Genomic DNA, 24,684 nt, shown 5'->3' on the forward strand with positions numbered 1-24,684 from the left:
AAGTAGTATGAAAATTAAAATAAGTGTTTTTCTAGTGCTGTTTTCAATTTCGATGGCTGCACAACAGCGGTTAAATTTTGATAAAGATTGGAAATTTATTCAACAAGATGTAAAAGGAGCTGAACAAGTAAATTGGAATGATAGTTCTTGGAGAACTTTAGATGTACCTCACGATTGGAGTATTGAAGGTGAGTACAGTGAAGAAAACCCAATGGGTGGACAATGTGGTTATTTACCTGCCGGATTTGGTTGGTACCGTAAAACCATTGAAGTGCCTAAAGAGTGGAAAGGGAAACACGTAGAAATTTCGTTTGATGGGGTTTTTATGAATAGCACCATTTGGGCAAATGGTAGAGAATTAGGAACGCGACCTTATGGTTGGATTTCTTTTAATTATGATATTACTGAAGAAGTAACTAATTCAAACAAAATAACAATTGCAGTTCGTGTAGATAATAACAAACAGCCAGCGGCTCGTTGGTATACAGGTAGCGGAATTTATGCACATACTTGGATTGAAATTAAAAACAATATCCACATTCCAAAAGATGGAATTTTTATTAAAACAAAGGGTAATAAAGTTACTATTGAAACCGAATTAAATAGTAAGCTTTCAAAGGCTAAAAAGGTGCAATTAAGTACTTCAATTATAGATAAAGAAGGAAAAGTAATTGCAAATACTTCAGAAAAAATAAAACTTCAAAATAAAGATGTTTTAACGCAAGAATTAGAAATTGAGAATCCAAAGTTATGGTCTGTTGAAACACCTAATTTGTATACGGTTTTAAGTGAAGTTAAAGTTGGAAAAACGATTCTTCATACTGAAAAAACAAAATTTGGAGTTCGAGATATTGAGTGGAAAGCTGAAACAGGAATGTGGCTAAACGGTAAAAATGTAAAGTTACAAGGTGTTTGTAATCACCAAGACGCAGGTGCTTTGGGAGCTGCGGTTCCAGATAAAATTCTTCGTTTTAGAATTCAGCAATTAAAAGATATGGGTGTGAATGCCATAAGAACTTCTCACAATCCACAAACACCAATTTTTTACGACTTATGTGATGAATTGGGAATGATGGTAATGGACGAAATTTTTGATGGCTGGTTAAAAAAAGCAGCCAACGATTATGGAGCACATAGCTTTGATGAATGGTGGAAACGTGATGTTACCGATTGGATTAAAAGAGATAGAAATCACCCTTCAATTGTAATTTACAGCGTTGGTAACGAAACACACGGAGAAATTGGGAAGGATTTAGTTGAAACTTGTCATAAATTAGACAATACACGTTTGGTAACTTCTGGACATTCTAGCTCTGAATATATGGATGTTTATGGAGTAAACGGCCACAGTGAAAAAATGGGCTTTTTTGATGAATTAAATGAGAAAGGTGAGTTTTTTATTGGTACAGAGAACACACATACTTGGCAAGTCCGAGGTTTTTACAGAACAAAAACGTGGTTTAGAGATGGATATCCAAGTAAAAAACAAAGACCATACCCACTGCCAGATTTAACTGAAAAAGAAGTGTTTTCACACGATTGGACTTCAAATTTAAATAGACAAAATCCGAAGCAAATATTTAATTCTAGTTATGATAATGCAATGGTTAGGGTTTCATCAAGATTAAATATTGAGCAGTTAAGAGACATTCCAAAATATGCAGGTTCTTTTCGTTGGACTGGTTACGATTATATTGGTGAAGCAAGTTATGTACACGGTGGTTGGCCATTTAAATCGTTTATGGGTGGAGCAATTGATATGGCAAATTTTGAAAAAGATTTGTACTATTTATACCAAAGTCAGTGGACAAAAAAACCAATGGTGCATATTTTACCGCATTGGACACATCCAAAAGTTGAGTTGGGAACCAATATTCCGGTTTGGGTATATTCAAATTGCGATAAAGTTGAATTATTTTTTAATAGAACTTCGTTAGGGAAACAAAAACCAGGTTTAGCTTGGGATAAAATGCAATGCCAATGGATGGTACCGTGGAAACCAGGAGAATTAAAAGCTGTTGGTTATAAAAACGGAAAAGCTGTTTCTGAAAAAATTATAAGAACTGCCAATGCTCCTTCAAAAATAAAATTAACTGTAGATGGTGAGCCTTTAAATTCAAAAGGAAAAGATATTGTTCAGGTTAGAGTTACAACTACAGATAAGGATGGAGAAATGTATCCTTATGGCGAAAATAGAACATATTTTAAAGTACTAGGAGCAGGTAAAATTAAAGCCTTAGATAATGGAAGTCCGATTGATGTTGAAAAACATTTTGAAGCTGAAAATCGAATTGCTTTTTATGGATTAACTCGTGCTTATGTAGAATCTTTTGAAGGAAATGAGCCAGTAACTTTATTGGCAAGTTGTATTTTGGGTGAAAAGAAACAAATAACATCGAATAAAGTAAGTATAGATACACAATTACTGGCTTTAAGAGGAGAACTTCCAAATACTAAAATTGAAGTTTTTTATACTGTTGATGGCTCAATTCCAACAATAAATTCAAAAAAATATAGTCAATCGTTTTCAGTTGAATTAGGAACTACAGTAAAAGCGTTGATTGTTTTAAACGGAAAAGAAGTTCAGCAATTGGAAGAAAAGTTTGCTAAAAACGAAGGTTTTGTTTGGAATGAAATTCAGGATGAATATATAATTGCAGGAGAACAAGCCGAAGATGCAAAATTAATGGATGCTCAAATTTCAATAAAAGGAGCAAAATTCAATGGAAAAGGATTTGTGAAATTTGACAAAAAAATAGGAGCTTCTATTGAATGGTATCAAGAAAATGATGGTGGTGCTGGTGAGGCGGATTTGTACATTCGTTATAGCAGCAAAGTTGATGGTAAAGGAGGAACCTACATTAAAGTAATTGTTAACGACGAAGTTGTAAATGATAAATTGTTTTTAAGAAATACAAGAAATCAAGGAGGACGATGGAATAAGGCAAAACAGTCTATTCAATTAAAAAGAGGAGCAAATACAGTAAAGCTAATTTCTGTTGATAATTCAGGTGTTTATATTGATGAGATTTTAATAAATTAAACTTAATTTTTATCAAATGAAAAATAATATAGTTTTATTAGGGGTTTTTATGTTTTGTGTATTTTTTATGAAAGCTCAGCAAAACACAGAGAAGCCAAATATAATTTACATTTTAGCAGACGATATGGGACCTGGAGATGTAAAAGCATATAATAAAGATTCTAAAATACTTACTCCAAATATAGATAAGTTGGCTAGAGAAGGTGTTAAGTTTATGGATGCACACACAAGTTCTGGTGTTTGCACTCCTACTCGTTATGGAATTTTAACTGGGCGGTATTCTTGGAGAACCTCAACCTTAAAGAAAGGTGTGTTAGGAGGTCATAGTGAGCATTTAATTGATGTTGAAAGAGAAACAGTAGCAAGTATGCTAAAAAAGCAAGGTTATAAAACTGCTTGTATTGGTAAATGGCATTTAGGAATGGATTGGAAACAGCTTAAACCAACAACTTCGGTAAGAAAAAAAGCTAATAATGTAGATATAAGTTCGCCGATTAAAAATGGGACTAATGTAAATGGATTTGATTATTATTTTGGAATTTCGGCATCATTAAATATGAATCCTCATGTGTTTATCGAAAATGATAAAGCACAAGGTACTTTTGAATATTTAAAAGATCAAGAAGCGTTAAAAAAGAGAGGATATATTGGTGCAAAACCTGGTTGGTCAGCTAAAGAATTTGAACAAGACGAGGTATTATCAACATTTACTGAAAAAACATGTGATTGGATTCGTAAAAATTCGGATAATCCATTTTTTGTATATATGCCTTTAAACGCGCCGCATTCACCAATTGTGCCAAGTGAAAAATTTATTGGAAAAAGTGGTTTAAACGATCACGGAGATTTCTGCATGGAAACTGATTGGGCAGTTGGAGAAGTGCTTAAAACTTTAGATGAATTAGGAATAGCAGATAATACAATTGTTGTTTTTACAGCAGATAATGGAACTTCGCCTAAAGCAGGTTTTCCTGTGATGGCAAAAAAAGGACATCATTCAAGTTGGATTTATAGAGGAATGAAAGGAACAAATTGGGAAGGTGGACATAGAGTTCCATTTATAGTTCGTTGGCCAAATAAGGTTGAAAAAAATCAAGTTTCTAACCAACTTATTTGCACAACAGATTTAATGGCTACTTGTGCTGAAGTTTTAAATATTAGTATAAATGAGAATGAAGGTGAAGATAGTGTTAGTTTTTTGCCAGCTCTAAAAAATAAAAATATACCAGAGTTGAAAGTTAGAGCTGTTGTTCATCATTCAGATGTTGGTATTTTTTCTGTTCGTTATGGAAAATGGAAGTTAATGTTTGATAATTACGGAGGTTCAAAAAGAGGAGATCCAAGAGAACTAGAACCAATAAAAGACAATGGAAGTATTTTATTATTCAATATGGAGAATGATGCTGTTGAGAATGTAAATTTAGCAGGTAAGTATCCTGAAATAGTTGAACAATTAAAAAAGAAATTAGCTCAAGTAATAAAACAAGGAAGAAGTTCTTCAGGAAAAAACCAACCAACAGATATAAATGACCATTCGGTTCAATGGCCACAAGTAAAAGTAGTTAAAGAGTATTTGTAACCAATTTTTAACTGATTGTAGCACTATTGTTTACACATACATACGTATTTTGAATTAAGGAATACATTTAGTTGAAATAAGTTAGCGAAATTGCAAGGGTATTTAAAAAAACTAAATGAAATTATTGAAAATTGTATTGGTCATTTTTTTGAGTGTTGCGTTTACATCCAATGCTCAGAAGAATAATGTTGCAGATAATGGGAGTTTGATACCATTAGGAACTAAAATTTTTAAAAACCTACCATATGTAAAAGATGGACATTCTCTTCAAAAACTTGATTTGTATTTACCTGAAATTTCAAGTAAAGAATCTTTACCGTTAATAGTTTGGATACATGGTGGAAGTTGGAAAAAAGGGTCTAAAAATATGATTGAGAGAAATGCATTTGTCTTAAAACATGGTTTTGCATTAGCTTCTATAAATTATCGTCTCGTACCTGAACATATATATCCAGCTCAAATTCATGATTGTAAAGCTGCAATTCGCTATTTAAGAAAAAATGCAAGAAGTTTCGGAATTGACCCTGATAAAATTGGAGTTTGGGGCTCCTCTGCGGGTGGACATTTAGCAGCTCTTTTGGGGACAACAAATGGAGTTGAAGAATTAGAAGGATCTATTGGTATAACAAATGTATCTAGTAATGTACAAGCAGCATGTAATTGGTTTGGGCCTTCAGATATGATTGAAATGGGTGCGTATAACATAAAAAAGTTGAAACCTGAGGTTGACCCAGTTGTACAGCTTATTGGAGGAGTAATTCAAAAAAATATTTCTAAGGCTAAAATGGCTAGTTCAATTAATTATGTTAGTGAAGATGATGTGCCTTTTTTATTGATGCATGGTGAACAAGATTCGAATGTTCCTTGTACAGAAAGTGAAAATTTACATAAACGACTGCAAGTGGCAAATGTGGATACAAAGTTGATTCTTGTTCAAGATGCAGGTCATGGGTTTTTCAAAGAAAAAAAATTGCATCAGAATGTAGTGGATTTTTTTGAAAAGAATTTAATAAATAGTAATCAAGTAGCAACAATTCAAAATGAATCAGAGTGGATTCAACTTTTTAATGGAAAAGACCTTACAGGTTGGATTCCAAAAATTAGAGGTCATAAGCTCGGGGTTAATTATGCTGATACCTTTAGAGTTAAAGATGGTTTGTTAACTGTGTCTTATGATAAATATAAAGAAACAGATTTAGTGAATTTGGATGGTAAAGGGAAGAGTACTTTTGACAAATTTGGACACCTTTTCTATAAAGAACCTTTATCTCATTATATACTGCGAGTGGAATACCGTTTTATAGGTGATCAAATAAAAAATGGACCAGAATGGGCATTTCGTAATAGCGGTATTATGATTCATGGTCAAGATCCATCCCAGATGAAAAAGATGCAAAAATTTCCTATTTCATTAGAAGCTCAATTACTTGGTGGAAATGGTAAAGATGATCGTTCAAATTTAAATCTATGTACCCCAGGAACTAATGTTGAAATTGGAGGAGAATTAATTAAAAAACCGATAACTAAAAGTAATTCAGAAACTTTTCATGGAGATCAATGGGTTGAGGTAGAAATAGAGGTACACGGTAATGATATTATTCGGTATAAAATTGGTGGGAAAACTGTTATAGAATATTTTAAACCACAGTTTGATAAACGTTTACCTGAAGTATTACCATTTATTGAAAACAATAACATTTTAATAGATAAAGGAACGATTTCATTACAATCTGAGAGTCACCCAATTCAATTTCGAAAAATTGAATTAAAAAAACTAAATCCGAAGAATAAAGCTTATCGTTTTATCGGTAACTGGGCATTGTCTATGCCATATGGTTCTGCTGGATGGCTGTCTATTACCGAGAAAGATGAGAATTTAAAAGGAGAGCTATGGATGGTAGGAGCGCCTAAACCTTTGTCAGATATTTCAGTTGAAAATAATAAACTCTATTTTACGCATAACCGTTCAATTGGTGAGCGGAAATATAAAGACGGTCCTGCCTCTGGTCCAAAAATAGCCCTTAAACATTCAGCAACAATTATAGGTGATAAATTAAATATAGAAGTTGAAGTGCCAAAAAATGATGGAACTTTCAAAAAAGTGAAATTTAACGGTGTGCGTATTGCACCAACACCTCCTAAACCAGATTTAAGTCAAGTTGAATATGGAGAGCCAATAGAGTTATTTAATGGAAAAGATTTGAACGGGTGGAAGCTAACAAACCCAAATCAAATAAATAAATGGAAAGCTGTTGATGGTGTTTTGTTTAATGATACACCTAAAAAAACCTTCAACCCTTTTGCCCATTATGGTAATCTAAGAACTGAAAGAGAATTTACTGATTTTAATTTAGATCTAGAATTTAATGTCCCAAAAGGAGGTAATAGCGGAATATATTTAAGAGGACTTTATGAGGTGCAGGTTGTAGACCATGATAGTAGAATGCAAGGTATGCACGGAGTAGGATCTATTTTTAATCGAATTATACCAAAAGGAAATTTCGGTAAAGCTGGAGGTGAATGGCAGCATTATAATATCACACTAATTGACCGTCATGTAACCGTTATTTTAAATGGTGAAAAAGTAATTGATAATGAGCCTATTCTTGGATGTACAAATGGTGCTTTACATGCAGATGTAATAAAACAAGGTCCAATCTATTTGCAAGGAGATCATACCAAAGTTAGATATCGAAATATTATTATTAAAGAAATTATTAAAAAATAAACTATACACTTGAAATAATCAAAAATGAATATAACTATTCAATTAGTAAAAAATATAAAAACAATCGAATGAAAAGAATACAAATCTTATTTTTAATGCTTTTGGCATTTGCTTTAAATACAAACGCTCAAAAAATTAATGTTGCAGATTATGGCATTGAACCGGGAAAAGACGTAACCCTAGAAGTAAATCAATTAATAGAATCTTTGAAAGGAAAAAAAGATGTTACCTTATTTTTTCCAAAAGGACAATATGAGTTTTATCCTGAAAATGCTGTTGAAATGTATCGTGCAGTTACAAACCATGATAACAGTTTAAAACGATTGGCAATTCCAATTTTTAACTTTGAAAATTTTACCTTAGATGGAAATGGATCAATGTTTATGTTTCACGGTAAAATTTGTCCTATTACTGTTAAAGGATCTACAAATACGGTGTTGAAAAACTTTACTATAGATTGGGAACATTCTTTTGTAAATGAAATGAAGGTTATAGAGAACAATGTTGAAGAAAACTCTTTTGTTGCCGAAATTAATTCAGGAAAATTTGATTTTAGAGTTGAAGACAATCAAATTTTATTTCAACATTACGATTGGGAAGATGTAATAGGACAAAATATAGCATTTGATCCAAAAACAAAAGCTCCAATTTGGCATACAAGAAATTATAGTTTAAACGGAAAAGGAAAAGCAAAGGTAGAAAAGCTTGACGATGCGAGAGCTAAATTTACAAATATCACTAAGGTTACTCCACCAGTTGGTACCGTGTTTGCAACTTATGGGCCAAGTCCAGGTGGAAACAGATTTGCACAAGCGATTCATTTAGATCAATCTAAAGATAATTTTATCGAAAATGTTACGGTATTTGCAGCAGGAGGTATGGGTGTTATTGGTGAGCGTTGTGAAAACATTACCTTAAATAAATTTGTAGTCACTTCAAGAAGCGATAGAAACTTTGCAACAAGAGCAGATGCAACTCATTTTTTAGGATGTAAAGGTTTAATTAAAGTAGAAAATTGCTTGTTAGAACATATGATGGATGATGGAATTAATGTTCACGGAGCGTATATTAAAGTAGAAAAATATTTAGGGGAAAATCAGTTTTTATGTGAAATAAGTCATAGCCAACAATGGGGCTTAGTTTTTGCTGAGCCAGGAGACAAAATAATGTTAACTTCAAGAGAAACGGTATTGCCAATTTTTGAAACTACGGTAACAAAGGCAAAAATCTTAAATGAAAAAAGAGTTTTAATTACGGTGAATGAAGTTCCAGAGAAAATGCCAAAAGGACCACTTTCATTTGAAAATATTACTTGGAATCCAGATTTAATTATAAGAAATAATACCATAAGAGATAATAGAGCAAGAGGCGCTTTAATTACAACTAAAGGAAATGTATTGGTAGAAAATAATTTCTTTTCATCTCAAATGCACGGTATTTTAATTGAAGGAGATAACAAAGCTTGGTACGAGTCTGGTGGAGTTAGAGATATTACAATAATAAACAATACGTTTGATAATATTGGTTATGGTTCAGGTGAGCATTACCCATTATATGCGGCGCCATTATTTTTACCAAACCAACATATTGGGGCAGAAAAATACCACCATAATATTACTTTTTCAAACAATAAAATTAAGAGTTATAATGGATTGCTAGTGCACGCCTTTAATGTAATAGGGCTTAAGGTTGAGGGTAATGAAGTTGAACTAAGTACTAAATACCCAACAGGTTCAAAATTGCCAACAGTTTCTTTAGATTATTGTGAAAACGTTTCAATACAAAAGAATAAGTTTAGTGATTTTTCATGGCCTTTAAAGGTTGAGAAGTCAGAGAATTCAACAAGTGTTGTTGTTAAAAAGAACAAAGGGCTTTCAAAAAAGTAAACCACATTTAAAAAATGAAAAAGTTTTTAGCATTGGCAATTATTGCTGTTGTAGGATTTAGTTCTTGCTCAGAAAAAAAGGAACAAAAAAAAGAAGTAGAAACAGCATTTAGGTATCAAGAAGATTGGGAATCTATACGAAGTGGATACAAAGTTCCTGAATGGTTTAAAGATGCTAAATTCGGAATATTTTTACATTGGGGTCCATATGCTGTGCCTGCTTACAGTAGTGAAAAATACCCAAAAGGGATTTATCAAAAAAGTTGGAACAAAGGAGGAATGAATCCTTGGTCGCATCACAGAGAACATCACGGAGATCCTTCAGTATTTGGGTATAAAGATTTAATTCCAAAGTTTAAAGCAGAAAATTTCAACGCTAAAGAATGGGCTTCTTTATTTAAAAAATCTGGAGCGCGTTATGTTGTTCCTGTTGCTGAACATCATGATGGGTTTGCTATGTATAATTCTAACGTAACACGTTGGAATGTTGTAAATATGGGGCCTAAAAAAGATGTAATGCAAATGTTGTCTGATGCTTGTAAAACGGAAGGGATGAAATTTGGAGTTTCTTCACATTTTGCTTTAAACCGTCAGTATTACAATCACGCTGATCCAAGTTGGGATGTAAATGATCCTCAATATCAAGATTTATATTGGAAAAAAATTGAAAGAAATTCATTGCCATCTAAAGAGTTTTTAGATTTATGGTGGAACAGAACAACGGATATTATAGATAATTATAAACCAGATTTATTATGGTTTGATTTTGGGTTGGACAAACCAGGTTTTGAACCAATGCATAAAAAAATACTTGCATACTATTATAACAAAGGGTTAGATTGGGATAAAGGTGTTGTTTTTCAAGATAAAAATATGAAGGGTAAATCTTTTCCTGAAGATTTAATTACGTTAGATATTGAACGTGGTAGAATGGATGGAATTTATAAATATCCTTGGCAAACAGATACTTCAATTGGAAAAATTTCTTGGGGATATATTAAAGATGAAGAATACAAAACATCTAATTATTTGTTAGATGAATTGATTGATATTGTTAGTAAAAACGGATGTCTATTATTAAATATTGGGCCAAAAGCTGACGGAACAATACCTGATGAAGCTAAAAATATTTTAGAAGAAATGGGTAGTTGGTTAACTGTTAATGATGAAGCTATTTTTAACACACGACCTTGGAAAATATTTGGTGAAGGACCAACAAAAGTGAGTAAAGGTCATCATTCAGAAAAAAACAATAAAGAGTCTGGTTTTGAAGATATCCGATTTACTACTAAAAATGATGTTTTATATGCAACTTCTTTAGGTTGGCCAAAAGATGGTGTGTTTACTGTTAAATCTTTAGCAAAAGGAAATGAATATGAAACTAGAGAAATAGCTTCAATAAAATTGATCAGCGGAAACAATAAAATAGATTGGAATCAAACGGATAAAGGTCTTCAAATAAAAGTTGAAGGAGAAAAACCTTGTGAGGCTGCTTTTGCTTTTAAAATTGAATTTAAAAAATAGTTTTTCATTTAAATTGTTAAAAATATGATGCAAAATAAGTTTTCAAAACTAATTGTAATTGCGTGTTTATTTGCTTTTGTAACTTCTAAAGCACAAGACAAAAGACCAAATATTTTATGGATAACAATAGAAGATTGGTCACCAGATTTATCTTGCTACGGAACCAAAGGAATTTCAACTCCAAATGTTGATAAATTAGCTTCCGAAGGAATTTTGTACAAAAAAGCATTTACAACTTCTCCAGTTTGTTCAACATCTCGTTCAGCAATGATGACGGGATTTTATCAAAACTATATTGGTGCAAATCAACATAGAGAACACAACAAACAACCCTTGCCTTATGGAATAAAACCAATTCCTCATATTATGAAAGAGGCTGGTTATTTTACAGCTTTAATGAGTTGGAAAACAGACTGTAATTTTATTCCAAATAAAAGACAAGAGTTGTTTGAAGGTGAAGATTGGAAAGAACGCAAACCTGGGCAACCATTTTTTGCAAGAATTACTTTTGGAGGAACACATCGTTCTTGGAATCGTGATCCTCAAAACCCTATTGCCACTTCAGACATTGAGTTACCGCCATATTATGCCAATACTGAGTTTAACCGAAGAGATTGGGCAAATGGTTTAGAGCAAATGCAATTGGTAGATCGTGAAATTGGCGCCTTATTAAAACGTTTAGAAGATGAGGGTTTAGCCGAAAATACCATTGTGTTTTTTATTGGAGATCACGGACGTTGTCACATACGTGGAAAGCAATTTTTGTATGATGGTGGAATTCAAATACCAATGGTTATGCGTTGGCCAGGTAAAGTAAAGCCAAATACTGTAAGCGATAATATGGTAATGTCTATTGATATTTGTGCAACAATTTTAGAAGCTGCAGGAGTCAAAGAACCAGTTGCTTTACACGGTAAAAGTTTATTTAGCAATGCTGTTAAAAGCAGAAAATATGTGTTTGCAGCGCGTGATAAAATGGATGAAACCCACGATGCAATGCGTGCAATTAGATCAAAAGATTATAAGTTAATTTTAAATTTAATGCCCGAGCGTCCATACTTGCAATACAATAATTACAAAGAAGGTGCTTACCCAATGTTGGCGGAAATGAATATTTTAAATATGAAAGGAAAACTAACGCCTGCACAAGCAGCTTTATTTGCTTCAACAAAACCAGAAATTGAATTGTTTGATTTGCAAAAAGATCCTTTTGAAATTAATAATGTAGCTGATAACCCAAAATACGCTTCAGTTAAAAAAGAATTATTGGCTGAATTGGAAAATTGGAGAACTAATGTAATTAAAGATAAAGGTGTTACTGAAGAATTTAGAGCAACAACTGTTTTTCCTGAAGAATGTCCAAATACTACGGTAGATGAATGGGTGAAAAATAATGGTAAAAACTACGACTTTAATACAATTGGTTGGCCAAAATGGTTTCCAACAAGAAATTTAGAAGCTTGGGAAGTTGCGCGTAAAAAATGGGAGCCGTATGTAATGCGTAAGGCAGATGAGAAAGTGCTAAGACCTTTTATTACCATTCCTTCAGAAAAAGAATTAAGAAAAAGAGCATCCAAAAAACATTGATAAAACCCAGTCAAATGAACTTTAATTTATTTAAATATTTTTGTTGTCTAGCAGTAGTATTAGTTTCATTTCAAATAGGTTTTTCACAAGAAAGTCCTAAATTCTCAAAAGCTGGTTTTTGGGAAGTAGAAAATAATGGAAGAACCGTTTACAATTTTAATATTGGTTGGCGCTTTTTTTTAGGTGAAAATGAGCAAGCTTTTCAGCAAAATTTTGATGATTCTACTTGGGATATTGTAAACTGCCCAAACGGATTGGAATACAATTCCAGTGAAGTTAGCGGAAGTGCAAATTACCAAGGTGTTGCTTGGTATAGAAAACATTTTACACCTTCTTCAACTTCAAAAAATAAAGTTGTTAAGCTTCATTTTGAAGCTGTAATGGGAAAATGCAAAGTTTGGTTGAATGGCGAATTATTAGGCGAGCATTATGGAGGTTATTTACCTTTTGAATTTGACTTAACGAACAAGCTAAATTTTGAAAAAGACAATGTAGTGGTTGTTATGGCTGATAATAGCGATGATCCATTATATCCACCAGGAAAACCACAAACAAGATTAGATTTCTCTTATTTCGGCGGAATTTACCGAGATGTTTGGATGGTTGAAACTGGAGAGATTTATGTTACCAACCCAAATGCAGTTGATAAAGTTGCAGGAGGTGGAATTTTTACACATATTGAATCTATTTCAGAAAGTGAAGCAGTAGTTTCTGCAAGTGTTGATATTCAAAATGATGCTGATAAGAGTAAGAGAATAAATGCTGAATTGGTGTTGCTTAATCCTAATGGAAAAGAAGTTTTAAAATTCAATAAAAAAGTAACAATTAAAGCCAATAAATCAACAAAAATAAAACACACTTTTTCTGTTGAAAATCCTAAACTGTGGTCGCCTTGGTCACCAGATCTTTATAGATTAGAAGTTGTTTTAAAAGATGAAAAAAGCACTAGATTAGATGGAGTTGCTTCAAGAATTGGAATTAGAAAAATAGAATTTAAAGGTAAAGAAGGTTTTTATTTAAATAATAAACCATATCCTGGTAAATTAATTGGAGTAAACCGCCATCAAGATCACGGATATGTTGGAAATGCTATTCCTAACAACGGACAATGGCGCGATGCTAAAATATTTAAAGAAGGTGGTTCAGACATAATTAGAGCCGCACATTATCCTGCAGATCCTGCTTTTATGGATGCTTGTGATGAATTAGGGTTATTTTATATTGAAGCAACTCCAGGTTGGCAATTTTGGAACGAGGAAAATCCAATTTTTGAAAAACGAGTGTATCAAGATATTCGAAATATGGTGCGTAGAGATAGAAATTATGCTTCTGTAATAATGTGGGAGCCAATTTTAAACGAATCTCGTTATCCTTCATATTTTGCAAAAAGAGCGCACGAAGTTGTTCACGAAGAATATCCAATGCAAGGAGCTTATACAGTTTGTGATAAAAAAGCAGACGGACAAGAACATTTTGATGTAGTATATGCTCACGATTATAATGTAGATTTTTTAACAGAAAAACGTTGTACGTTTACACGTGAATTTGGTGATAATGTAGATGATTTTAACTCTCAAAATTCACCGAGTAGAGTAGCGAGAGCTTGGGGAGAACAACCACAAATTGTACAAGCACAATATTATGCCGATGTAGATTATGTACATACAACATTAGAATCTTTACATGCAATGCCACCACAACATGTTGGTGGTACGCTTTGGGCTGGTTTTGATCATCAAAGAGGGTATCATTGCGATCCGTTTTATGGTGGTTTAGCAGATGTTTTTCGTCAGCCAAAGTATTCGTATCAACTGTTTAAAAGTCAGCGAGATATTTCAGAAAACAATGAACCATTTATTTTTGTAGCGCACGAAATGACTCCGTTTTCTGGAGCAGATGTTAACGTGTATACAAATTGTGATGAAGTAAGATTGACCTTGCACGAAGGATTGGCGGTGTTTCAAAAAAAGGCTCATAAAACTGAAACAGAGTTAAAACTGATTAGAAGAGGGCAACCTAAATTAAGGATTATAAAACCCATCAAAAAAATTCCGCATCCAATTGTGACATTTAAAAATGTGTTCGATTTTATGGATACAAAATACTTGCATAGAGGTGGAAATAAAAAGAAATCTAGTTTACTGGTTGAAGGTTTAATGGATGGGAAAGTAGTAGTTTCACAGCGAAAAGTTGCTGCTAAAAAACCAACAAGATTACAATTAAAAGTTCAAAATAGTGGATTACCTTTAACTGCGAATGGATCGGATTTTGTGTTAGTTGTAGTTTCTATGGTTGATCAAGATGGTGTTGTAAAACATTTGAATGAAAATACCGTGAAATTTGAAGTAGAAGGAGAAGGTGCAATTATTGGTGATGCATCAATTTCAGCAAACCCAAAAAGGTTAGATTGGGGAACTGCTCCATTGTTGGTGAGGTCAACTAATAAATCGGGAAAAATTAAAATTAAGGCTTCATTATTAAATGAAGGAAAAAGTACGCCGTTATCTGGTGAGTTGATTATAGAAAGTGTTCCTTCAGAAAACAAATTCTTATTTACAGAAGTTGGTTCAGAAAAAACTAAATCTACTATTTCGAAATCTGATAAAGAACAATCGATTGAAAGTTTAATGAAACAGAATAAAGAACTTCAAAAAAAACTAATCGATTTAAAATTAAAACAAGAAGAAAAAGAACAAATTGAGTTTGATGAGAATCATTAAAGTTAATCTAACGATAAAGATTATCCTCAAAATTGGATAATTAATTCTTTTAGAAGGGTAAAATTTGAGCCTAAAAGTATTCTTATTGTAATTACTTTTGCAAATGAAAAATTATACCATAAGTCGAAAAATCACTACTAATTTATGAATATTAAAAAAAGAAAAATGTTAAAAAAACAACTTTTAGGATTAATGTGTTTTTTATGTGTTGCAAGTATTTTTGCTCAAAGAGACATAGAATCATTTAATGAAAATTGGAAATTTGCACGTTTTGGATCAATGCCAGATGGTTCTACTTTAGAAGAACCAGAAAATATGGATGAGGTGGATTTCAATGATGCCGATTGGAGAGTGTTAAATGTGCCTCATGATTGGGGAATAGAAGGACCTTTTAGAGCAGATTTGCCAAACCAAACAGGAAAGCTGCCTTGGGCGGGTATCGGTTGGTATAGAAAAACATACGAATCTTTGGAAAATGATAGAAGTAAAAAAGTTTTTATTGAGTTTGATGGCGCAATGTCTGGTACAAAACTTTGGGTAAATGGTGGTTTTGTTGGTGAATGGCCTTATGGTTATTCGTCTTTTAGTTTTGAAATTTCTCGATATTTAAAAACTGGTGAAAATACGATAGCTGTTCGATTGAATAATAAAGAAGCATCTTCGCGTTGGTATCCAGGTGGTGGAATTTATAGAAATGTTCGATTGGTAAAGGTAAATCCAACACACATTGCACAGTGGGGTACATTTGTAACCACTCCAAAGGTTTCAGAAACGGAAGCAACGATAAATATTACAACAGAAATATCAGGAGAAAAGAAAGGTGTTCAAGTTTTACATGAAATTTTTACAACTGGCGCTAACCCTGAAAAAGTAGGAGAGCAAAAAGTTCCATATTTTAAACCTAGTACAATTAAAATTGAAAATCCAAATTTATGGAATTTAGATACGCCAAATTTATACACGGTTAAAACTACACTTTCTAAAAAAGGTAAAGTGTTAGATGTATATAATTCAACCTTTGGAATTAGAACTATTAAATATACTAAAGATGGATTTTTCTTAAATGGAAAAATGGTCCGAATGAATGGAGTTTGTCAGCATCATGATTTGGGTCCAATGGGTGCGGCAATAAATGTTCGAGCAATGGAACGTCAAATAGAAATTTTAAAATCATTTGGTGTAAATGCTATTAGAACGGCCCACAATCCACCAGCTCCAGAGTTTTTAGAATTGTGCGATAAAATGGGTGTTTTAGTGCAAGTTGAAGCCTTTGATGTATGGGGAAAGAAAAAGGTTGACAATGATTATTCAACACTTTATGGAGCTTGGCATAAAAAAGATATAATTGCTATGGTTACCAGAGATAGAAATCATCCAAGTGTTGTAATGTGGAGTACTGGAAATGAAATGATTGAATTAAGAGAAGGTAATGATGCTCCAATTGCAGAAATGTTAGCTGATATTATTCGTTCTGTAGATACAACACGTCCTACAACTTTTGGAAATAGTAGACCAGAAGGAGCAACAAACGGATTCCAAAAAACTGCTGATGTATTTGGTTTTAATTATAAACCACATTTGTATGAAGAATTTAGAAAAGCGAACCCAGATATGCCTTTGTATGGAAGTGAAACTGCATCAACAGTTAGTAGCCGAGGAGAGTATTTCTTTCCTTTTTCAGAAAATAAAAAAGAAGGTTCAGGAGGAAATTTTCAGGTAAGCAGTTATGATTATTCTGCACCTAATTGGGCATATCGTCCGGATATTGAATTTGAAGCTCAAGATAAATATCCTTGGGTTATTGGAGAGTTTGTTTGGACCGGATTTGACTATTTAGGTGAACCTACACCATACAATAAAGACAAAACTAATTTATTAAACTTTACAGATCCAGCTGAAAAAGCTAGAATGAAAGCTGAATTGAAAAAAATGGGAGGACAAATTCCTCCTCGTAGTTCATATTTTGGAATTGTAGATTTATGTGGTTTCCCAAAAGACAGGTATTATTTGTATCAAGCTAAGTGGATGCCTGAATTACCAATGGCTCATATTTTACCACATTGGAATTGGCCAGAAAGAGTTGGAAAAGTAACTCCTGTTTTTGTGTATACCTCTGGAGATGAAGCAGAATTATTTTTGAATGGAAAATCATTGGGTAAAAAGAAAAAAGGACAATTTGAATATAGATTGCGATGGGATGATGTTGTTTATAAACCAGGAACTTTAAAAGTCGTGGCCTATAAAAATGGAATAAAGTGGGCTCAAAAAACGGTGAAAACAACAGGTAATTCAAAAAAAATAGGTTTAGAAGCGGATAGAGCTGAAATAGCTGCCGATGGTCAGGATGTTTCTTTTGTTACAGTAAGTATTCAGGATAGAAAGGGAGCCGTAGTACCTCGAACGCATAACTCTGTGAAATATACAATTGAAGGGCCGGGTGAAATAATAGCTGTTGGAAATGGAGATGCTACAAGTCATGAATCATTTCAGGCTACAAACAGAAAAGTATTTAATGGTTTGGCTTTAGTTGTAGTTCGGTCAATTAAAAATAAGCCAGGAGAGATAACTTTAATTGCAGAGTCTGAGGGATTAAAAACAAATACAATTATTTTAAATTCAAAATAACTTTTGGTATAAATAAAAATATCAAGTACAACTTTTAAATACCTAGTTACAGATAATTTCAATTTGTAATTAGGTATTTTTTTGCTATTAGATGAATGTATTATGGAATAAATTTACTTGAAAATACATTTTCTAAACCTAAAACAACAAAAGTTTTGAAATATAGAGGCACTTTTACAGTAATAAATGTTTTAGATAACACCTGTATAGAGTTATTTGAACATTAAGTTTAGAAATGGTATTGTAAAAATATATATGAACATAATATTTAACTAATGACAACAAAAAACCCGGTACTAATTTTATTAATTTCATTATTTTTCGTTCCTTTTATAAGTTGTAAAAGCCAACAAAAAGAGGAAGCAAAACAAGAGAAAAATGTAACAAAACCAAATATTGTATTGTTGTTTGTTGATGATTGGGGATGGTCTGATATTGGATACAGAAATAATACTTTTCAAACTCCAAATTTAAATCAGTTTAAACAAGAAAGTTTAGAATTTACACGAGCTTACATTCCAACGCCAACTTGCAGCCCAAGTAGACTCTCGCTATTAACAGGAAAAGAGGCAATTAGATTGGGTATGCCAAGACATATTTCAATTGATAAAAATGATCCAGATGCAGAGTATAATCTTTGGCCAACAGATCCAGTTCAAAGACCTTCTCGAAATTATTTGCCATTGGAAGAAATTACTTATGCAGAAAGATTAAAAGAGCTTGGATATTACAATTATTTTATTGGAAAATGGCATTTGGGACATGTAGGACGTTATCCAATTGATCAAGGTTTTGATGCCGAATTTGGAACCACAGATCACGGACACCCAAAAAGCTACTACTTTCCATTTTTTAAAGATGGAGATCCGAGAGAATTTCAAAAAAACTATAAAAAAGGAGATTATTTAACCGATGTTTTAACCGATGGAGCGGTTGATTTTATTGAAAAATATGATAAAAAAGATCCATTTATGCTTTCATTTTGGTACTATTCTGTTCATGGTCCATCAATTGGAAGAAAGGATTTATTGAAAAAATATCAAGATGCAGGTTTGGAGGGTAAATATGCACATCATGCTGCAATGGTTGAAGCGATGGATGAATCTATTGGGCGTGTTAGAAAAGCTTTGGAAGAAAAAGGAATTGCAGATAACACTGTTGTTATTGTGTTGTCAGATCAAGGAGGGGCATATTCAAATGCGCCACTAAGTGGAGGTAAAAAAGGTGGAAATACTTTAGGTGAAGGAGGAGCTAGAGTACCGTTTATAATAAATTATCCGGGTGTTACAAAATCTAATACTGAAACATCGGTACCTGTTCAATCTATTGATTTATATCCAACCATAATTGAAATTGCTTCAGGTAAAAAATGTGAAGAAAAACAATTGAATGGAGTTAGCTTAATGCCACTTTTAAAAGGTGAAACAATTGCAAAACGTAATTTATATTTTTTTAGAAGTTACGAAGATCAATATGCCGCAATTATTTCAGGCGATTGGAAATTGGTGAAATATCATAGTGGAAAATTTCAGTTATTTAATGTTACTGAAGATATTAGTGAGCAGAATGATTTAATAGGGACTAATTTAGAAATAGAAAATGTTTTAAAAAATGAAATTGCTGCTTGGGAAAAAGAGGCAGTTCCAACATATTAAATTCTAAAAAATGAAAATATTTAAGATTGTAGTTATTGCATTAATAGGTGTTTTTGCCCTAAACTCTTGCAATGAGGTTAAAAAAGAAACAGTTGAAAGTAAAATTTCAAAAAAGGCAAAAAAATTAGATAAGCCAAATATCATTTTTTTATTAGCAGATGATATGGGGTATGGCGAATTAGGTTCTTACGGACAAAAAATTATAAAAACACCTTTTTTGGATTCAATTGCTTCACAAGGATTACGATTTACCGATTTTTATGCAGGAACATCTGTTTGTTCTCCATCAAGAGCGGTATTAATGACAGGTAAACATACTGGACATTTGAGTATTCGTGGTAACAAAGGAAAATTGCCAAATAAATGGGATAGAATTCCATTAAAAAAATCTGAAATAACTATTGGTGAAATGCTTCAAAAGGCTGGTTACCAAACAGCAATGATTGGGAAATGGCATTTAGGAGTTCCGGAAGATATGAGTACTTGGGCAAAAGGTAGAGGTTTTGATTACGCAGTGCAGGAACAATGGGGAGTTTCAGAAAAAGGTTTAGAAATTGATGAAAGAGTTCATTGGGTAAATAATAATCAAGATTCTGTTTTTTACAATTATAACAATTACAAATGTTTAGACGAGTTTAGAACTAATTTTGCATTGGATTATTTAGATGATAAATCTGAAGATAAACCTTTCTTTTTATACATGTCATACCGAATTCCACATGCGCATGAATTCTTTTTAAGTAAAAATGATTTGTATGAAGATAAAATTGAAGATTGGCCAGAAATTGAGCGTCGTCATGCTGCTCGTATAACAATGCTAGATGCACAAATTAAGCGATTATTTAACAAGCTTAAGGAAAATGGTGAGTTAGAAAATACACTTATTATTTATTCAAGTGACAATGGTCCAACAAACGAAAATCATCATAGTTATAAGTTTTTCAATAGTTCAGGAAGTTTAAAAGGATATAAAAGAGACGTTTATGAAGGTGGAATTAGAGTGCCTATGATTGCTTATTGGCAAGGTAAAATAAGGGCTGGAGAAACTACCAATCATCAAGCAACTTTTTATGATATTATGCCAACTTTTGCGGAGGTTGCTAATATTGAGGCTCCAAAAAATATTGATGGAATTTCAATTTTACCAGAACTTTTGGGGAAAGAACAAAAAAAGCATGACCATTTATATTGGGAAATTCAAGAAGGTGCAAGTGTTAAAGGTTTTCGACAAGCCACTCGTTTTGGAAAGTGGAAAGCAGTTAGATATGCAAATAACTACCATACAGAAATTTATGATTTAGAAAATGATTTATATGAACAAAATGATATCTCCTCTTCTCATCCAGATATAGTAAAAAAGGCAGAAGAAATTTTAAAGCAAGAAAGCATAAAAGATCCTCACTTTCCATTTTCGGGAGGAGTATTTAAATAATATAAATAAAAAACAATGAAAAAAATTAATTTACTTATCATACTATTCTTATCACTTAGCAGCTTAGTTGCTCAAGATAAACCAAATATAATTTGGATTATGGCAGAAGATATGAGTACGGATTTGGAATGTTATGGAATGCCAAACGTAAAAACACCATATTTAAACAAAATGGCAAATGAAGGTATTCGATTTAACAATTGCTTTGTAACTAATTCAATTTGTTCTCCTAGCCGTTCATCAATGATGCTTGGTACACATCAGGTTAAAACAAATACGCATAACCATAGAAGTAACAGAAATGTTCCTTTAGATTCTCAATTTACCCCTTTTACTCAATTACTAAGGGAGGTTGGTTATACTACAATTTTAGGAAACCATTCTGTAATGCGACAAGGTAGAAAAATTGATGTGAATTTTAAACATGAATCTATAGGTGAATGGGATGGTAAGACAAAGTTTGGCTTATTCGATAAATATGATCATTTTGAAAAAGCAGACCAACCATTTTTTGCTCAAATACAATTAGTAGTTACTCATAGAGGCGAATGGTGGAATGAAATTAGGGAAAAATCTAATCATCCAGTGAATCCAGATACTGTAACACTTCCAAAATATATGGCCGACCATCCTGCAATTAGATTGGATTGGGCTAAGTATTTAGACCAAATTGAATATATGGATAATGAGGTGGGAATGATTTTTAAAGAATTGGAATCTAAAGGAATGGCCGATAACACAATTGTTATTTTTATTGGAGATAATGGACGTTGTAATATTAGAGGGAAAGGGTATTTACAAGATCCAGGTTTAAGAATTCCTTTTATAATTCATTATCCTAAAAAACTAAATGGAGGTCAGGTTAACAATAAGGTTGTTTCTTCAACAGATATTACAGCTACTATATTAGACTTTGCAGGTGCAAAAGTTCCAAAATTCATGACAGGTAAACCAATTTTTGATAATAATTTTAACAGAAAATTTGTGTATGGTGCCCGTGATTTATGGGATGAAATTCAAGAAAAATCGAGAGCTGTAACTTCAGCTGAATGGGCTTATATTAGAAATGATAAACCAGAAATTCCTTACGATGCACACCAAGCATATTTAGAGTTTTATCGACCAGCAGTTCATATAATGAGAAAAATGTATAAAGAAGGAAAATTAAATGATTTCCAAAAACCTTTTTTCGAATCTTCAAAACCAACGGAAGAACTATATAACTTAAAAGAAGATCCTCAACAATTAAATAATTTAGCATTTAATCCAAAGTATGCTAAAATATTAAAAAAACTGCGCAAAGAAACAACATGTTTTGATAAAGAAATGGAGCCCGTTAGCTCTGTTTTTGAACCGATAATGATGACAGGTCCGGCTGTTGTGGAATGGTTAAAGAAAGAATTACCAGAAGATTATGAGCAAATGCAAAATGGTGTTGAAATTGGGTACAAAAGAATTACAAGAGCATATAAAGATGCGCATAAAAAAACCAAGATAAAAAAATAATGATATGAGTTTGCGAAGGTTTACAGCTATTAAAAATGCAGGTATTTTAGGTTTATTATTTGTTACTATGTTATTTTTTCAATCTTGTAATGACGCAAAGATTGGGAAAGTAAAAATAAATTCTGACTGGAAATTTAAGTTAATTGAAGGGGACTCGAATATTGAAGAAAGATTTCATGAAGCAGACTTTGATGATTCTATTTGGACACTGGTTAGTTTACCACATACAGCAAATATTGAACCTTTAATTGTTAATAATCAATGGCAGGGAATTTGTTGGTATCGTAAATCATTCAATGTTCCAAATTCAAATTCTAACAAAAAAGTTTTTTTAGAATTAGAAGCGGCAATGAATTATTCTAAAATGTGGATAAACGGAATGGAAGTAACTTCGCATCAAGGAGGCTACCTTCCTGTTGTTGTGGATATTACAAGTTATGTAAAAGTTGGAACAGATAATACTATAGCCATTAGATTAGATAATACCGATAATTTAGTAACAGGTCCAAAACCACTTGCACGTTTAGATTTTAATATGTTTGGAGGATTGTATAGAAATGCTTGGATTACGATAAAAGACAAGGTCTATATTTCGCATCCTGTTTTGGCTAATAAAGTTGCCGGAGGAGGGATATTTATAACCTACCCGAAAGTTTCTAAAAAAGAATCAATTGTTCAAGTTAAAACTCATATTGTAAATGAAGAAAAAGAAGATAGAGAAATTGAAGTTCTTCAAAGAGTATATTTTAAAGATCAATTAATTAAAGAAATTAAATCTTCTAAAGTAACTGTTGAAGCAGGAAAGGGAATTAATGTAAACGAAAAAATTGCGTTACCTTCAGCTGAATTATGGTCACCAAAAAACCCGAATTTATACCAGCTAGAAACTGTTGTCTTTTTAAACGGAGAGCAAATAGATAAAGAGATCAATCGTTTCGGAATTAGAAAGTTTTATTTCAAAAATAATAATTTATATATTAATGATGAAAAAACTTTTTTAAGAGGTGTAAATCGGCATCAAGAGTATCCTTATATAGGATATGCACTTTCTGATAATGCACAATACCGTGATGCAAAAAAAATTAAGGATGGAGGTTTTGATTATATTCGACTTTCTCACTATCCGCAGTCACCGGCATTTATGGATGCGTGTGACGAGCTTGGAATTGTTGTAATTGATGCCATTTTAGGATGGCAATTTTATGCAGATACAGATTCTTTTAGAGATTATTGTTATCGCTCAGCTAAGGATTTGATAAGAAGAGATCGTAACCATCCTTGTGTTTTAGCTTGGGAAGTTTCGTTAAATGAAACTAAAATGCCAATCTTTTTTATGGAAGAGTTAAACAAAATTGTACACGAAGAATATCCAGGGAAAAACGTGTATTCATGTGGTTGGATGGACGATGTATATGATATTTATTTACAAGCACGCCAACACAGAATTATGCATCCTCACGAATTAAAAAATAAACCTTATTCGGTTTCTGAATATGGAGATTGGGAGTATTACTCTAAAAATGCAGGACTCAATCAGGATAAATTGCCAAATGAATTACGAGATGAGCTTAGTAGTAGACAGGCAAGGGCATTTGGAGAAGAAAGAATGTTAAGGCAAGCTTATAATGTACAAGAATCTCATAATGATAATTTAAGTATACCGGCATATTCTGATAGCTATTGGGTTATGTATGATTATAACCGAGGGTATCATGATGATATTGAACGATCGGGATTAATGGATATTTTTAGATTACCAAAATTTGGTTATTATTTTTATCAAAGTCAACGTGATTCTAACGAAGAAGTAGTATTAAAAATAGCTTCTTATTGGAATAAAAAATCACCCACAAATGTGAAAGTTTACTCTAATTGTGATGAGGTAAAACTATTTTTAAATGATAAACTTATTGCAACTCAAAAACCTGATTCTGATAAAAATACAACTAAGTTAAACCATCCACCATTTACATTTAATATGGGTGCTTTTAAATCAGGTACATTAAAAGCTATTGGAGTAATTAACGGTAAAGAAGTTGTAGAAGATATTGTAAAAACACCAAAGCAAGCAACCAAATTAAAAATTTGGTTAGATGAAAGTGGAAAGCCAGCTGAAGCTGGAGTAAACGATGTAATGTTCTTATATATTGCAGCAATTGATGATAATGGAACAATAATTCCAGATTTTTCTGATGAAATTGAGTTGAATATTGGAGGAGATATTGAAGTTGTAAATGTTGAAAAAATAAAAGCAGAAGCTGGTATAGCTACAGCATTAATTAGGGTTGGAGATAAATCGGGTGAAATTAAAGTGTCTGCAGAATCAAAAGAATTAAATGGAAATTTTAACTTTAACGTTCGTTAGAATAAAGTTTAAATTTTGAAAAAATACTTTTTAAT

12 protein-coding genes are annotated in these 24,684 nt (G+C 32.3%); all 12 read left to right on the forward strand.

Annotation, left to right across the window (positions count from 1 at the left end):
• Positions 1-7 precede the first annotated feature (7 nt).
• The 12 genes from Q0776_RS05440 to Q0776_RS05495 all read left to right on the forward strand — a co-directional run bounded on the left by Q0776_RS05440 (position 8) and on the right by Q0776_RS05495 (position 24,649).
• Entirely contained in the window at positions 8-3,043 is a 3,036-nt protein-coding gene (locus Q0776_RS05440; protein WP_298365806.1) for a glycoside hydrolase family 2 TIM barrel-domain containing protein, read from the forward strand.
• Positions 3,044-3,059: 16 nt separating this feature from the next.
• Complete coding sequence (locus tag Q0776_RS05445) at positions 3,060-4,622, forward strand: arylsulfatase (protein WP_298365808.1); 1,563 nt, start codon at positions 3,060-3,062, stop codon at positions 4,620-4,622.
• 115 nt (positions 4,623-4,737) lie between these two features.
• Positions 4,738-7,350 (forward strand): family 16 glycoside hydrolase, encoded by a 2,613-nt coding sequence (locus tag Q0776_RS05450; RefSeq protein ID WP_298365810.1) that lies wholly within the window; start codon positions 4,738-4,740, stop codon positions 7,348-7,350.
• Between the two features lie 68 nt (positions 7,351-7,418).
• On the forward strand, positions 7,419-9,236 hold the full coding sequence (locus Q0776_RS05455) for a right-handed parallel beta-helix repeat-containing protein (RefSeq protein WP_298365812.1): 1,818 nt from the start codon (positions 7,419-7,421) through the stop codon (positions 9,234-9,236).
• A 14-nt stretch (positions 9,237-9,250) separates the two neighbouring features.
• A complete protein-coding gene (locus Q0776_RS05460; RefSeq protein WP_298365814.1) occupies positions 9,251-10,759 on the forward strand; it encodes an alpha-L-fucosidase in 1,509 nt (502 codons plus the stop codon).
• Between the two features lie 24 nt (positions 10,760-10,783).
• A complete protein-coding gene (locus Q0776_RS05465; protein WP_298365817.1) occupies positions 10,784-12,346 on the forward strand; it encodes a sulfatase in 1,563 nt (520 codons plus the stop codon).
• 14 nt (positions 12,347-12,360) lie between these two features.
• Positions 12,361-15,066: a glycoside hydrolase family 2 TIM barrel-domain containing protein gene (locus tag Q0776_RS05470; protein ID WP_298365819.1), complete on the forward strand. Its 2,706-nt coding sequence runs from the start codon at positions 12,361-12,363 to the stop codon at positions 15,064-15,066.
• 165 nt (positions 15,067-15,231) lie between these two features.
• Positions 15,232-17,691, forward strand: a complete 2,460-nt coding sequence (galB, locus tag Q0776_RS05475; RefSeq protein WP_298365821.1) for a beta-galactosidase GalB — start codon at positions 15,232-15,234, stop codon at positions 17,689-17,691.
• 275 nt (positions 17,692-17,966) lie between these two features.
• On the forward strand, positions 17,967-19,346 hold the full coding sequence (locus Q0776_RS05480; protein ID WP_298365823.1) for a sulfatase: 1,380 nt from the start codon (positions 17,967-17,969) through the stop codon (positions 19,344-19,346).
• 10 nt (positions 19,347-19,356) lie between these two features.
• Complete coding sequence (locus tag Q0776_RS05485; protein ID WP_298365825.1) at positions 19,357-20,778, forward strand: arylsulfatase; 1,422 nt, start codon at positions 19,357-19,359, stop codon at positions 20,776-20,778.
• Positions 20,779-20,793: 15 nt separating this feature from the next.
• Positions 20,794-22,284, forward strand: a complete 1,491-nt coding sequence (locus tag Q0776_RS05490) for a sulfatase (protein ID WP_298365827.1) — start codon at positions 20,794-20,796, stop codon at positions 22,282-22,284.
• Positions 22,285-22,288: 4 nt separating this feature from the next.
• Positions 22,289-24,649 carry a glycoside hydrolase family 2 TIM barrel-domain containing protein gene (locus tag Q0776_RS05495; protein ID WP_298365831.1) on the forward strand — a complete coding sequence of 787 codons (2,361 nt, stop codon included), beginning with the start codon at positions 22,289-22,291 and terminating at the stop codon, positions 24,647-24,649.
• Positions 24,650-24,684 lie beyond the last annotated feature (35 nt).

Origin of the sequence: uncultured Lutibacter sp., assembly GCF_947495725.1 — a bacterium.
Taxonomy (GTDB): Bacteria; Bacteroidota; Bacteroidia; order Flavobacteriales; family Flavobacteriaceae; genus Lutibacter.

Bases quoted from the DNA above. Each gene is read 5' to 3' on its own strand.
- Q0776_RS05440 (WP_298365806.1), top strand. From the start codon at position 8: ATGAAAATTAAAATAAGTGTTTTTCTAGTGCTGTTTTCAATTTCGATG.
- Q0776_RS05445 (WP_298365808.1), top strand. From the start codon at position 3,060: ATGAAAAATAATATAGTTTTATTAGGGGTTTTTATGTTTTGTGTATTT.
- Q0776_RS05450 (WP_298365810.1), top strand. From the start codon at position 4,738: ATGAAATTATTGAAAATTGTATTGGTCATTTTTTTGAGTGTTGCGTTT.
- Q0776_RS05455 (WP_298365812.1), top strand. From the start codon at position 7,419: ATGAAAAGAATACAAATCTTATTTTTAATGCTTTTGGCATTTGCTTTA.
- Q0776_RS05460 (WP_298365814.1), top strand. From the start codon at position 9,251: ATGAAAAAGTTTTTAGCATTGGCAATTATTGCTGTTGTAGGATTTAGT.
- Q0776_RS05465 (WP_298365817.1), top strand. From the start codon at position 10,784: ATGATGCAAAATAAGTTTTCAAAACTAATTGTAATTGCGTGTTTATTT.
- Q0776_RS05470 (WP_298365819.1), top strand. From the start codon at position 12,361: ATGAACTTTAATTTATTTAAATATTTTTGTTGTCTAGCAGTAGTATTA.
- galB (WP_298365821.1), top strand. From the start codon at position 15,232: ATGTTAAAAAAACAACTTTTAGGATTAATGTGTTTTTTATGTGTTGCA.
- Q0776_RS05480 (WP_298365823.1), top strand. From the start codon at position 17,967: ATGACAACAAAAAACCCGGTACTAATTTTATTAATTTCATTATTTTTC.
- Q0776_RS05485 (WP_298365825.1), top strand. From the start codon at position 19,357: ATGAAAATATTTAAGATTGTAGTTATTGCATTAATAGGTGTTTTTGCC.
- Q0776_RS05490 (WP_298365827.1), top strand. From the start codon at position 20,794: ATGAAAAAAATTAATTTACTTATCATACTATTCTTATCACTTAGCAGC.
- Q0776_RS05495 (WP_298365831.1), top strand. From the start codon at position 22,289: ATGAGTTTGCGAAGGTTTACAGCTATTAAAAATGCAGGTATTTTAGGT.